General features: G+C 36.8%; 12 protein-coding genes. 8 read left to right on the plus strand and 4 right to left on the minus strand.

Annotated features, from left to right (window positions below; translation table 11 throughout):
- The first annotated feature begins 133 nt into the window (after positions 1–133).
- The 4 genes from RCG17_RS22215 to RCG17_RS22230 all read left to right on the plus strand — a co-directional run bounded on the left by RCG17_RS22215 (position 134) and on the right by RCG17_RS22230 (position 4459).
- Positions 134–865 carry a YwaF family protein gene (locus RCG17_RS22215; protein ID WP_308172228.1) on the plus strand — a complete coding sequence of 244 codons (732 nt, stop codon included), beginning with the start codon at positions 134–136 and terminating at the stop codon, positions 863–865.
- A 189-nt stretch (positions 866–1054) separates the two neighbouring features.
- On the plus strand, positions 1055–2125 hold the full coding sequence (locus RCG17_RS22220; protein WP_308175917.1) for a sugar phosphate nucleotidyltransferase: 1071 nt from the start codon (positions 1055–1057) through the stop codon (positions 2123–2125).
- Positions 2118–2846: a glycosyltransferase family 2 protein gene (locus RCG17_RS22225; RefSeq protein WP_308172229.1), complete on the plus strand. Its 729-nt coding sequence runs from the start codon at positions 2118–2120 to the stop codon at positions 2844–2846. The genes RCG17_RS22220 and RCG17_RS22225 overlap by 8 nt, the downstream gene beginning before the upstream one ends.
- Before the next feature lie 296 nt (positions 2847–3142).
- Entirely contained in the window at positions 3143–4459 is a 1317-nt protein-coding gene (locus RCG17_RS22230) for a GntP family permease (protein WP_308172230.1), read from the plus strand.
- 58 nt (positions 4460–4517) lie between these two features.
- Here the strand turns inward: RCG17_RS22230 and RCG17_RS22235 are convergent, their stop codons facing one another.
- Positions 4518–5312 (minus strand): MurR/RpiR family transcriptional regulator, encoded by a 795-nt coding sequence (locus RCG17_RS22235; RefSeq protein WP_308172231.1) that lies wholly within the window; start codon positions 5310–5312, stop codon positions 4518–4520.
- A gap of 230 nt (positions 5313–5542) precedes the next feature.
- Between RCG17_RS22235 and gntK the strand changes: the two genes are divergently transcribed.
- Entirely contained in the window at positions 5543–7081 is a 1539-nt protein-coding gene (gene gntK, locus RCG17_RS22240; protein ID WP_374120862.1) for a gluconokinase, read from the plus strand.
- A gap of 56 nt (positions 7082–7137) precedes the next feature.
- Here gntK and RCG17_RS22245 read toward each other — a convergent pair whose 3' ends face one another.
- The gene (locus RCG17_RS22245; protein ID WP_308172232.1) at positions 7138–7905 is read right to left on the minus strand and encodes a sulfite exporter TauE/SafE family protein; all 768 of its coding nucleotides are present in this window, start codon (positions 7903–7905) and stop codon (positions 7138–7140) included.
- A 162-nt stretch (positions 7906–8067) separates the two neighbouring features.
- On the opposite strand from RCG17_RS22245, the gene RCG17_RS22250 reads away from it, so the two are divergent.
- The 3 genes from RCG17_RS22250 to RCG17_RS22260 all read left to right on the plus strand — a co-directional run bounded on the left by RCG17_RS22250 (position 8068) and on the right by RCG17_RS22260 (position 11164).
- Positions 8068–8475 (plus strand): hypothetical protein, encoded by a 408-nt coding sequence (locus RCG17_RS22250; protein ID WP_308172233.1) that lies wholly within the window; start codon positions 8068–8070, stop codon positions 8473–8475.
- A 494-nt stretch (positions 8476–8969) separates the two neighbouring features.
- Positions 8970–10463, plus strand: a complete 1494-nt coding sequence (locus tag RCG17_RS22255) for a tagaturonate epimerase family protein (RefSeq protein ID WP_308172234.1) — start codon at positions 8970–8972, stop codon at positions 10461–10463.
- A gap of 143 nt (positions 10464–10606) precedes the next feature.
- Positions 10607–11164 carry a YpiB family protein gene (locus RCG17_RS22260; protein ID WP_308172235.1) on the plus strand — a complete coding sequence of 186 codons (558 nt, stop codon included), beginning with the start codon at positions 10607–10609 and terminating at the stop codon, positions 11162–11164.
- A gap of 90 nt (positions 11165–11254) precedes the next feature.
- Here RCG17_RS22260 and RCG17_RS22265 read toward each other — a convergent pair whose 3' ends face one another.
- Together RCG17_RS22265 and RCG17_RS22270 are read right to left on the minus strand one after the other, a co-directional pair.
- Positions 11255–12118 carry a YitT family protein gene (locus RCG17_RS22265; protein WP_308172236.1) on the minus strand — a complete coding sequence of 288 codons (864 nt, stop codon included), beginning with the start codon at positions 12116–12118 and terminating at the stop codon, positions 11255–11257.
- A 194-nt stretch (positions 12119–12312) separates the two neighbouring features.
- Complete coding sequence (locus RCG17_RS22270; RefSeq protein ID WP_308172237.1) at positions 12313–13647, minus strand: citrate (Si)-synthase; 1335 nt, start codon at positions 13645–13647, stop codon at positions 12313–12315.
- Positions 13648–13929 lie beyond the last annotated feature (282 nt).

Consider the following 13929-nt stretch of genomic DNA (forward strand, 5'->3'; position numbering starts at 1 on the left):
GCACTTCTAATTCATTTGGTGATTACAATCTTAATATAGTGTCATCACACCAATATAAGTGTACGAATAGTTTTGAGAGAGTACACCCCATACTATGGAGTCCAAAAATCGTGCAGACACTGGGGTTTTTATAATGAAAAAATTCTTTGAATATCATTCGAAACTTGATTTATTTCGTCCTTTTTCAATTGAGCATATCCTTACAATAGCCATTATCGTTACTATAAGTCTGCTTCTTTTTATTTATCGAAATAAATTGGAAGGAAGGCGGAAGTTCGTTCGCTATACCCTGGCATTTATCATCCTAATAGCCAACGTTTGCTATCATCTTTGGCTTGTAAGTGAGCATGCTTGGTCAATGAAAAGGGCATTGCCGCTTCAGCTTAGTGATCTTTCTGCACTTCTTGCGGTCGTGATGCTCTGGTCGAGAAGTGATCGAATTTTTCAATTTATGTATTTTGCAGGGTTAGGAAGTGCGATCCAAGCGATTGTTACACCTGATCTTTATCATTTTTCATTTCCTCATTTTTTATATTTCCAATCGTTTGTTTCACATGGAGGAGTGGTACTGGCATGTTTGTTTATGGTCGTTGCCTTCAGTTGCCGTCCATCCATACGTTCTTTGTGGGTGAGCGTTCTTATCGTCAACCTTTATGCTCTTGTTGTTTTTTTCATTAATAAACGATTGGATTCCAATTACATGTACATGATGAAAAAAGCGGGGATGAATACGATTTTAAATCTTCTCGGGCCCTGGCCGTGGTATTACCTCTCAGTTGAAATGGTGATGATCGTAAGTTTTTTTATTCTATATAGTCCGTTTTGGATAAAAAGAAAATTTGAGAAAAGGAAAACTGCTTTTTAAATTCTTATGGATGTGTGCTTGGCGCATATCTTTTTTTATTATAACTCTCGCTGTCTTCTTTTACCTTGTACCTATTTTTCGTATTCCTTTGTCATTATGGGCTAGTAACACTCACTCTCCTTTTAAGGTCACATAAGATATTGCAGACATGAAAAACTTGATAAAAGGTAGTGATACATTCTGCATCTTATCTTATTATCCGGCGGATCAGGAAAGAGGCTTTGGCCTTTATCCGATGATTCACGCTCAAAACAATTTTTAAAACTATTGCCTTCGGACCAAAAGCCGAATCAGCACATTTCAATGCTTCAGCGTATTTGGCAGCAGCTTCAAAGAGTAAATCTTGCAGAAAGTACAGTTGTATCTACAAGCAAATCACAAATTGATATGATTCATAGCCAAATAGGCACCAGCGTTCCTTTAGTCCTTGAGCCTAGCAGACGAGATACTTTTCCGGCTATTGCATTATCATCCATCTATTTATATTCAATGAAGGATGTAAAGCAGGAAGAGATTGTAGTAGTGATGCCCGTAGATTCATTTGTAAAAGATGACTTCTTTCATTACGTTAAGGCCTTGGAAAAAGTTGTACAAGATTCCAATGCTGATCTCTCATTAATTGGAATTAAGCCGACATTTCCTTCAGAAAAATATGGGTACATTGTTCCTTCTGCTATTAATGAGGCGAAGCATGAAAAAATTTTTCAACCTGTACGATATTTCAAAGAAAAGCCAACAGTTGAACAGGCAAAACAATTAATGTTTGAAGGCGGGCTATGGAATAGTGGAGTATTTGCATTTAAATTATCTTTCATCATAAATAGTTTGAAAGAGCGAGGGCTCCCCTTAAATTATTTCGATTTGGTAAAAGCATATGCGGGGTTACCAGCAAGGAGCTTTGATTATGAAGTAGTAGAAAAAACAAAGAATATCGTTGTCAGTGCCTATCATGGTGAATGGAAGGATCTTGGTACATGGAATACGCTTACAGAAGAAATGGATGCAGCCTTAATTGGTAAGGGAACGATGAGTTCTGATTGTAAAAATGTTCATATCATAAATGAATTAGATATCCCTGTATTTGTAATTGGGCTATCAGACTTAATTGTAGCCGTAAGCCCGAATGGTATTCTTGTTTCTGATAAGAAAGAAAGCTCGAGAGTCAAAGAGATAGCGAATCAATTTGAGAATAGAGCGGAGGATATGGAAGCCCATTGTAATCATTCAACTGAAAGAAAAGAAGGGAATGAAAATGATTAAATCAACAGAATATGTTACAATTGCCATTCTTGCTAAAGATAAAGCACATCACTTGCCATTATATTTGGATTTAATTGAAAACCAAACATATCCTGCTTCTAAAATCAAGCTATATATACGTACCAATAACAATAAAGATCATACTGCAGAAGTACTCGAAAATTGGATTGAAAAAGTAAAAGATAAGTATTCAGAAATTTATTATGATGCAAGCGATGTTGAAGAACCTGTCCATGAATACGGCCCGCATGAGTGGAATTCAATAAGATTCAAGGTACTGGGGCGTTTGCGTCAGGAATCTGCAGATTGGGCACGCAAAAAAGGAACCCACTATTTTGTTGTTGATTGTGACAACTTTATAGCACCTGAAACCCTTGAAAGGCTGCTCCATACTGGATTACCTGTTGTTGGGCCGCTCTTGAGAAACGGTGATGACCCAAATAGTTATTATTCCAACTATCATTATCTTACAGATGAAAATGGATATTATAAAGATTCAAATTACTATTATGAAATTTTATATGGGAAAATTAAAGGATTAATTGAAGTAGAAGTCATCCACTGCACTTATTTGGTTCGGAATATAGTATTGGACAAAGTCTGCTATGACGATGGAAGCGGAAGATATGAATATGCAATCTTTAGCGATGTGTTACGAAAATCAGGTATTCCACAGTATATCGACAATCGGCATGAATATGGAAAACTCACTTTTTCGTGAGATTTAAACAAGAACCTTTGAAGAATGATCAAGGGTTCTTTGAAGTGTTTGATGGGATTTGAACAAGGGGATCACTCTATTAAAAAACTCAAAAAAACAGAAAAAATATTTTATTTCATAAACTATTGATAAAAGAAATTTTTTTTCATATAATCAAAGTACAGTACTGAAAGGGCTTTCAACAAAAATGTTCAGTCCAATCAGTAAAATAAAGTATTTGGTGGAAAGATATATTCTATACATCTTAATCAATTGAGAAATTGATAAGCTTTACAACAAAGGGGGAAGGTTAAAAGATGTATCATTTAATTATTACTTTATTAGCCATTATTGTTGTTATTTTAGGCGTTTCGTGGTTTAAATGGCATGCATTTATTAGTTTGACAGTTGCCACCATATTTCTAGCTTTATTTTCTGGTTTATCAATGGATAAAATCGTTAGCGGGTATGAAACAGGCGTTGGCGGAACGTTAGGCCATTTAGTTGGAATTTTAGCATTGGGAACGATCTTAGGAAAAATGATGGCAGAGTCAGGCGCTGGAATCCAAATCGCTGATTTCTTTATCAAGAAATTTGGTGTCAAAAAACTTCCTTGGGCCATGATGTTAGCTGGTTTTATTATTGGGATACCTGTATTCTTTGAAGTAGGAATATTAATTATCCTTCCATTGGTCATTTCGATTCATAAATCTTCAAAACAAAATATTCTATTGATCGCACTTCCTGCAATCGCTGGATTATCGATTGTTCATGGTCTTGTACCACCGCATCCAGGAGCAGTTGCGGCGATTTCGATTTATAATGCAAATCTTGGAAAAGTCCTTTTATATTCACTTATCATTGCAATCCCATCCGTAATCCTAGGTGGTCCGATTTTTGCAAAGTGGGTTCATAAACGCGTCATTCCAGAAGGCGAACCTGAACTAATTAGAATCAAGGTTCCTAAAAAATTACCAGGCACAGGGATTTCATTCTTAATCATTTTATTACCAGTTATCTTGATTATTTTCTCATCCTTTGCACCTTATTTTGGATTCTCTGCAGGTGTAACAAAGTTTTTAAGCTTTATCGGCAGTCCGTTAATTGCATTATTACTTTCTTGTTTTGCGGCGTTTTATTTCCTTGGCATTCGTCAAGGTTTTAATAAAAATGAAATTAAGAAATTTACAGAAGAGTGCCTGCTTCCAGTTGGTTCAATACTCGCCATTATTGGTGCTGGCGGCGGCTTCAAACAAATCCTGATTGATAGCGGCGTGGCTACCACAATTGCAGACATGTCACACCATATGAACCTTTCACCACTTGTATTAGCATTTATTATCGCAGGCCTAATTCGAATAGCGACTGGATCAGCAACCGTTGCTTTAACTACTGCTGCAGGAATAGTAGCACCAATTGTTAAAAATATGACTGGCGTAAACTTGGAACTGCTAGTAATCGTAACGGGTGCAGGTTCATTAATGTTTTCACACGTTAATGATGCCGGTTTCTGGATGGTGAAAGAATACCTGGGATTAAGTGTTAAAGAGACATTTAAGACTTGGACCGTTTTGGAAACGATCTTATCCTTTGTCGCCTTTGGGTTTGCTTTAATCGTCAATATGTTTGTTTAAAAAATAAACTCCCTCAATGATTATTGAGGGAGTTTCATTATGGTGTATCGCAGGATATTTAATCTGTTTTTTTTGAATGAAGAAGCATAAAACATATAGCATCTATCAGGCATATTTGGGCAATCTGAGAGGAAAAGGGTGCAGTGAAGTATTCTGTTTGTTCGGAATCAGTATATAGTGACACATCAACGTTTAAACTAATAGTTGATTTAGGATTACTAGTTATTCCGATTGTTTTGGCACCGGTTTCATTTACAATTTTTAAAATTTTAAGTGCGTCTTTATTGGAGCCAGAATGAGAAATAAAAATGGCAAGGTCATCTTCGGTTAATTGTGATGCAGACATTGATTGCAGTTTGGTGTCCAAAAAAGCACAGGCTCTAATGCCAGTGTTGACAAACTTTTGCAAAGCATCCATGACGACAATAGAAGAAGTTCCTGTACCGTACAATTCAACTCGTTTTGCTTGCAAAATTAAATCAATGGCATTTTTGATTAAGTCATTATCCAGCATTTGAATCGTGTTTTGTAACGCTCTTATATTGGACGTAAAGATTTTTTCTGTCAGTGCCTTCTCACGATCTTTTTTATCAGTTTCTTCAGTCACTATTCGAATAGGTGTTGAAATTTCTGAAGCAAGAGCAATTTTCATTGCTTGAAAGCCCTTAAAACCAATGTGTTTGGAGAATCTAAACACTGTGGCATCAGCAAGATTTAAATCGTCAGCTACTTCGTTGATGGTACGATGGATAACAAGTTCGGGCTTTTCTAAAATATAATCAGCAATTTTTTTTTCTTTTTCGCTAAATTTATGATAGGAGGAACGTATGGCCCCTAAGCAATTAAGTGACATGAGAAACTTCCCTTTCCTAATAATACTAAATTTAGTATAGCATAAATGAAATTTAAAAAAATTTTCTCGCAAACGTTTCCATATAAAAAAATATTTCGTATAATAGTAGGAGGGGGATGAAAATTTTTTTCATAGAATTCTTGGATTTAAAAAGTATATAGAAGATGGTCTATTAAGATTAATATTTTCATTATAAACATCATTGGGTTAAACGAGGAGGAAGAAAAATAATGAAAACAAAATATGTGATCGGAGTCGATATTGGTACAACGAGCGCAAAGTCAGTCCTTTACGCAAAAGATGGAACGGTTATTGCGAATCATGGGATCGAATATCCATTGTATTCTCCAACGCCGGAGACAGCCGAACAAAATCCAGCCGAAATTTTTTCAGCAGTGCTCAATACAGTCAAACGAACGATGCAAGTAAGCAATGTGGACCCTAATGATATCCTTTGTGTTTCTTTTAGTTCAGCGATGCACAGTGTGATTGCGGTTGATGAAGAAGGAAATCCTTTAACCGAATGCATTACATGGGCAGACAACAGGAGTTCGGATTGGGCTGAAAAAATAAAAACCGAAATGAACGGGCATGAAATTTACTTACGTACTGGGACACCCATTCACCCGATGGCCCCGCTGGCAAAATTAGTGTGGCTTAGAAACGAATACTCTGAACTATTCTCTAAAACCTATAAATTTATTTCGATAAAAGAATATATTTTTTATAAGCTTTTTGGAAAATACGTCATTGATTACTCAATTGCTTCATCCAACGGTTTATTTAATATCTATACCCTATCATGGGATGAAGAAGCTCTCAAAGTGGCAGGAGTGACACCAGATCAACTATCCGAACCAGTTCCAACGACCTATCAATTGACTGGGCTTGACGAAAACTATGCGAAGGAAATGAACTTACTGCCATCAACACCTTTTGTAGTGGGTGCAGGAGATGGCGTGTTATCCAATTTGGGTGTAGATGCCATTGAACCCGGTGTCGTTGCTGTTACGATTGGGACAAGCGGTGCGATCCGTGCGGTGTCCGATAAGCCGATTACAGATCCGAAAGGAAGAATTTTTTGTTATGCGTTAACGGAAAATCATTGGGTGATCGGGGGGCCCGTAAATAATGGTGGAATGATTTTCCGCTGGGCGAGAGATCAGTTGGGGGAAGTAGAAGCTGCAGCAGCGAAACGTCTGGGGAAAGATCCATATGATGTTCTCACCGAAATTGCAGATCGGGTCACACCGGGTGCAGACGGATTGTTGTTTCATCCTTATTTAGCAGGGGAGAGGGCACCATTATGGGATTCCAACGCAAGAGGTTCTTTTTTTGGACTGGGGATGCATCATAAAAAAGAACATATGATTCGCGCAGTTCTTGAGGGTGTTATTTTTAATTTATATACAGTCCTTTTAGCTTTGGAGGAATTAATCGGAGAGCCTAAGAAAATTCATGCGACTGGCGGTTTTGCGAGGTCAGAGCTTTGGAGACAAATGATGGCAGACATTTTTAACCAGGATGTTTACATTCCTGAAAGTTTTGAAAGTTCTTGTTTGGGTGCTGCTATTTTAGGATTATATAGTCTTGGTGAAGTTGAATCCTTAAATGTTGTATCTGACATGGTAGGGGCAACCTTCCACCACACACCAAATAGTGAGCACGTCGCTATTTATGAAGATTTAACACCTATATATATTAGTGTCTCCAGACAACTTCAACAAGAATATGAAAGTATTGCAGCTTTTCAGAAAAAATGGGTATAAAAAGACCAAAAAGCGATCGGATACAACGATCGCTTTTTCTGCGTATTTGCCTGCTTTTATCCAATTAATTTAATTCCGCTAATAATAATGATAACAGCAATGGCAGAGCGTAATGGTTTTGTTGGAACTTTTGCAGATAACGTACTTCCAAGAAGAACGCCGGGAATGGAGCCAATTAGTAGATTTCCAACCAGAACGTAATCTACAGTGCCAGCACTGGCATGAAGAAGACCCGCAACAGTTACAAGCAGAAAAGCATGGGCAATATCTGTACCAACTAATTCCGATGCTGTCATTCTAAAAAGATATAACATGGCCAGCGCAAATAAAGATCCCGAGCCAATAGAGGTTAGACCGACAATGAAACCAAAGAATGCACCGATAAAGATAATGAGCCCGCGCTTTTCTTTAATCGGCTTTAACTGCCAGCGGTTTGGCCTTAATTTTTTATCAAAGAAGGTTTTAATCAAGATGGATATTGCCACTAGAATGAGAATAAATCCAAGAGAATGCTTGATAATCTGATCCTGATTATGAAAGGCGGAATTGAAATACTGCAGAATAAAGATTGCGGCAGCGGCACTTGGAACACTGCCCATTGCCAGATATTTTGCCAATTTAAAATTAATCGTTTTTTGTTTCCAATGTTGAATGACGCCAAATAATTTCGTAATAGAGTTATAAAATAAATCTGTACCGACCGCAATGGACGGGTTAATTCCAACCATTATAAGGACAGGAGTTAAAAGGGCAGCACCCCCAACACCCGTGAGTCCGACTAAAAATCCAACTAACAAACCCATTAACGCAATACCAATGCTCATAGACTCATTCTCCCTTATATCCAAGTAAATATATATGAATTATAGAATTAAGTGGATAAATTGTAAATAAGTTTTTGAAAAATTGCATGAACTTTTAATGGCTAGGAGCTATTTTACAAATAAAAAAAATCTTGTAAATATGTTAATAAAGGATAAAATAATGTGAAAAAGAAATGGGGCGGGTCATCAATGGAAGAAATCAGCTTAGAAGAATTTATCAGCAGTCTTGATGAATCCTATCGAAAGGTATTCGAGCTTTTGGAAGATAAAACATACATCCATTTTGCAAAAGATCTTGTGCCAATGATGAAAGAGAAAGGATTAACAGCCGAAACCATTCTTTTTGATGAAGAAATTAAAGCGAAGGTTGACCCATTCATTGATGGAAACGAAGACAAACTTCTTGCCATTGAAACATTACTTAAAGGATTTGAACATCTGGAAAATTACTTAGGATCATATGATAGTGAGAAAATAAATATTGGGTTTGAAGATACAGCATCTAAAATGGTGACCTATTACATGATTCAATATATCCTAACAAAAAAGGCAAAGAAAAATGTTCAATAATGTGGATATATGAAAAGCCCGTGCAGGCAATTAGTACCTGTACGGTTTTTCATGCTGTTGAGAAATGGAGCATCTTTGGACAGTGGAAGGCAAATTTGCGTTAGCGGTGTCCGAAGTAAAGGCTTCTTTGGACAAAGGGTCCCGAAATTCGCCTTGTGTTGTCCGAAGTTAGGTCATCTTCGGACAAAGAACCCCAAAATTACAGCAGCGGTGTCCGAAGTCAGAGCAGCTTTTCTTAAAAATAAGTTTCTCGGCACTCTGAAAAACCGTGCAGGCTATTAGTACCTGTACGTTTTTTTTCTATAACTCACTGATTTTAGAGACAGTTAAAAAAAATTGACCATAATCAAGGTTGGGGATCCCTTACCGCAGTATTCTTAATTTGTACTTGAAAAACAACTTTTAATGAGAATGATTATCAAACGTTTCGAGCAGTAAAAAAATTAATTTAATGATCATTAAGTACTGAAGTTTAAAAAATAGGGGGCTATCATATGGAACATTTATTACCAGCATTTGAACTATTAGAACAAGGTAAATTTGAAACAGAACTTTCTAATATAAAGGTATATAAACGGTCATTTACAAAATTTGAAACCGCTTCACTTGTCATGGTGAGAGACCAATCATCACAATGGCTGCTTGCTTTGGGGCACGGCAAAATAATGGATGAGTTAGAAGGGACCCTCATTCAAGAAGGTAAAAAAGTTTGTCCTTTATCCCACAAAAATCGTTTAGTGCTAAACCGTTACTTTGATTACACAGTTCCACAAGCATTCGGGACGAACGTTGCGACAATGGGTTTAGGTGATCGTTTAGGTTTAGCTTCACCTGGGCACATCGAGGCTATTCGTAATAAGCCGATTAAACCAATTCTTGCTCAACAAAGCATTCGCGAATTGACGCTCACAGGAAGAACGATGGATGATGTAATTGATGCAGCAAGTTTTGCTGTTTTTCAAGAAGGGTATAAAGGTGGATTTGGTGCCGATGGTGACCATTTAAAGAAAGAATCGGATATACAAAGTGCATTGGAACACGGAATGACCATGTTAACATTAGATTGTACAGACCAGATTCATCTAGAAATTGAAGGCGCTTCATTAGAAAAAATTGAAACTGAGTATAATCAATTACCCGAGAAAACCCAAGATTATTACAAACAGCATTATTTAAATAAAACCTTTGAATTAAATGGGTTTTCACTCACTTTCGATAAAGGTTCTCTAATGAAAAATGTAATGCTGTACCATGAAGCCGTTTCTTATATGATTCATGTTTATCACAATTATATAAAAAAAGCGGGTCATAAAGTTGATTTTGAGGTATCGATTGATGAAACGACAACAACAACAACGCCGCTTACGCATTTCTTTGTTGCTAACGAATTGGCGCTTGCCGGTGTCAGAGTAGCAAGCCTTGCACCTAGATTCTGCGGGGAATTTCAAAAAGGAATTGATTACATTGGAGATCTCGAGCAATTTGAACATGATCTGAAAGAACATATTGTTATTGCCAAGCACTTTGGGTATAAATTAAGCATTCATTCAGGCAGTGATAAATTTAGCGTATTTCCTCTTATTGGAAAGCATACGGATGGAATCTTCCATTTAAAAACAGCTGGAACAAACTGGCTTGAGGCTGTAAGAGTAATTGCGGAAATGAAGCCAGAGTTATATCGAAAAATGCATCGATATGCATTTGAACATTTTGAAGAGGCACTAAAGTATTATCATGTTACTCCAGATTTAACAAATATCAAGGAGCTTGATAGTGTTTCGGATGAACAATTATCTGGCTATATGGATGATATTCATGCAAGACAAGTATTCCATGTTACCTACGGTATTCTATTATCTGCAAAAGATGACAACGAGAATTACCTATTTAAGGATGAATTCTTTGCTGCTCTTGTTGAACATGAAAATGACTACCGTAATGCGCTGGTACACCATATTGGCAGACATCTAGAATACTTAGGTTTTTAAGGAAGATTAATCATACTAAGGCTGAATCCGACTGGATTCAGTCTATTTTTTATGGACGGTTTTCGTTCGATCTTTCATACATCAATACCTATATTACCCATAACATGATAAAATAGTAGAAACAGTAAATAGTAGGTGGTTCTATGAGTAAATGGGTGTCACCAATTGAAAAACGCAATTTTCTTAAATGGTTTATCCAGCACCAACAGCTGAAACGTTTAGAAGCACGTAAGGTAATTGAATACATATTGAGTAATTTTCATATCCTTGAAAAAGTTTCTTTTACTGAGAAGATCATTTTAAAAGGAAGAACCATTGTGATCTCTAGCATGAATTCGGATGAACCTGGATTTTTGTTTTACGTTAACCAACAAAAAACGGAAGAAGTATCAAAGGCACTTGGGGACCTCATGATGAATCCCTATGAAAATGTATATATCGTGTTTCATTTTAGCGGGAAAATGCTCAATCATCGGTACTTAAGCCTTGTAGAAAACCCAGTATTTGAAAATATTAAACAGTATGAACGATTCCAGAAGTATGAAAAAGAAGCAGATGTTTTAATTGAAAAAATTATGCTTGAAAAAGAGATAGAAATGATAAAAAAACAGATTGATGATGCACTGGATCAGATGGATTCAGAATTATTTGGCAGATTAACTGCAAGGCTGAATGAGCTAAATAAACAACAGAACGGTTAGATGAAAATTTATCAATAATGGAAAAAGCCTTGTTTAAGCAAGGCTTTTTTGGACTCCCCTGATATAAAATAGAACTATAGCCTGTTCCTTTTATTCCTTTTTGAAACCTTCTCCGAGCACCTCTGCAGCATCCATGACAACGACAAATGCGGATGGATCGATATTCTTTACTAGTTGTTTTAATTTCGTGAACTCCGTTTGATCAACGACACACATGAGGACAGGGCGTTCATGGTCTGTAAATCCACCATATGCTGATAGTTTTGTTACTCCACGGTCAATTTGATTAAAAATCCCTTCACGAACTTCATCTGGTTTGCTGCTGATAATCATGGCCGTTTTTGAACGCCCAAAACCAACCTGGACAAGGTCGATTGTTTTACTTGTTACATATAAACTAATTAGGGCGTAGAGTGCTTTTTCAATATCAAAAACAAATGCTGCTGTGACCACAATCATTCCGTCAATCAAGACAACACAAGTTCCAAGTGTCAGGCCTGTATATTTATGGATGATTTGTGCAGCAAGGTCTGTTCCACCCGTTGATGCCTTTCCGCGAAAAACAATCCCAAGTCCAAGCCCGACACCAGCCCCGCCAAATAGGGCACCAAGTAAGGGGTTATGGGTCCACGGGTCAATATTCTTTGTTAAAATGACGATAAACGGCAAAAAGATTGTCCCGACCAATGTCTTAACTCCAAATTGTTTTCCTAAGAAAATAACTCCTGCGATAAATAAGGGGATATTGAAGGCCCACTGAACATAGGCGGGCTCCCATCCTGCTACACTATGTAAGATTGTACTAATACCGCTTACCCCGCCCGAAGCAATTTGGTTTGGAAGTAAAAAAACATTAAACGCAAATCCGATAATGGCTGAGCCGATCAAAATATAGATGTATTCAGCAGTAACACCACTTATCGTGCTGTTGCTGTGATTTTGTCTTCGTTTCATGCAATTATTTCTCCTCTATATTTCTATTCATTTAGTCTCAATACTAGTTGGAGCATGATCTGGACTTATACATAAAAAAAGATTATAGCATGATAGTAATATAATGTAAAAAAATCTTTTAAAAAAAAGAGCCGAAGCTCTTTTTTTAAAACTGACCATCTGCTCAGTTATCGGCAGTAATAGGTTTGGCTCGGTCAAACGGATACTAAAGTGGTGGTTCCAAAGCTTTGGCTAACCATCTCTTCAAGCATTCCAGTTGTAACCGATTTTGGCCGTTCAATTGGATAACCAAGTGCACGATCCCAGGTAATGTTGGCAAGTACCCCTAAAGATCTACCAATTCCAAATAATACAGTATAAAAATCATATTCTTTTAGCCCATAATACCACTGAATAACTCCACTCTGAGCGTCTACATTTGGAAAAGGATTTTTCGCCTTTCCTGCTTCTCTTAATATATCTGGTACTACAGCGTAAAGTTTACTTACCAACTGAAATAGTTCATCATTAGGTAAATATTTTAAGCAATATTCCCTTTGGGCAGTATATCTTGGGTCGGTTTTACGAAGCACCGCATGCCCATATCCAGGAATAACCTGACCCGAATTTAACGTATCCCAAACGGCATCTTTTAATTTTTCCTCTGTAGGAACTTTCCCTCCAAGCTGTTTCATGAAATTCTGAATCCAGCCTAATACTTCTTGGTTTGCTAATCCATGCAAGGGACCGGCTAATCCATTAATTCCAGCAGACAAGGATAAATAGGCATCAGAAAGTGCTGAAGCAACTAAGTGTGTTGTGTGTGCTGAGACATTCCCGCTTTCATGGTCTGAATGCAGGATAAAATACATTCTGGCTACTTCGTCATAGGGGTCACCAATTCCCATCATGTGTGCAAAGTTTCCGCCAAAATCCAGATTTTTATCAGGTTTAATAATATCGCCATTTTTATATTTCAGTCGATAAATATAAGCGGCTACTTCTGGAAGTCTAGAGATTAAGTTTAATACATCTTCATACATATACTCCCAAGAATTAAACTTATTGATTAATCCCATTTTATAAGCGTTTGCGAAAACGCTTTCATTTTGCATAGCAAGAATCGCAGTTGAGAACATTGTCATCGGATGTGTTTCTTTTGGCATTGTATTTAATAAATCAAATACATAACTTGGAACATACGAACGTTTCTTAAATTCTTCTACGACTTCTAAAGCTTGTTCTTTCGTTGGGATTTCACCAGTTAATAATAAATACATGAAGCCTTCAACAAATGGATAGCCCTTACCATCAGGCTTTGGAAGCTTTTCCATTACTTCATTAATGGTATAGCCTCTAAATCTAATTCCTTCATAAGGATCCAAATAGGAAATATCTGTAACTAATCCTTTTACCCCACGCATACCCCCGATTGCCTGAGATACAGTTACTTCCCCAATTTTTCGATCCCCGTAGTTCTTTAACAGATTTGTCATTCTTGGACGATGTTCTTCAACTTTTGTTCGTAAAACTTCTTTTAAGCTTGACATAGAATCCCCACCCCTATTGACATATTACATATACTAAATTATCACTTAATTCGAAATATTTCAGTGACCTTTCACACAAAAGCCTATTAATAACTTAACGAAAAAACTATTGGATAGGTTTATTGAGCGACTAAAGTAACTTAGAAGAATAATGTTTCAATAATAGCATGATTAATGATAGGCCAGTACCAGTTTGGATTAACTTCAAGGTGGTACTGGTCCTTTTTGCAATAAAAGAATAATTACAAATTTTTCTTTTGTTATAGAATTTTAACAATTTAG

Origin of the sequence: Neobacillus sp. PS3-12 (genome assembly GCF_030915385.1) — a bacterium.
In the GTDB taxonomy this organism is placed as follows: Bacteria; Bacillota; Bacilli; order Bacillales; family Cytobacillaceae; genus JAEVLT01.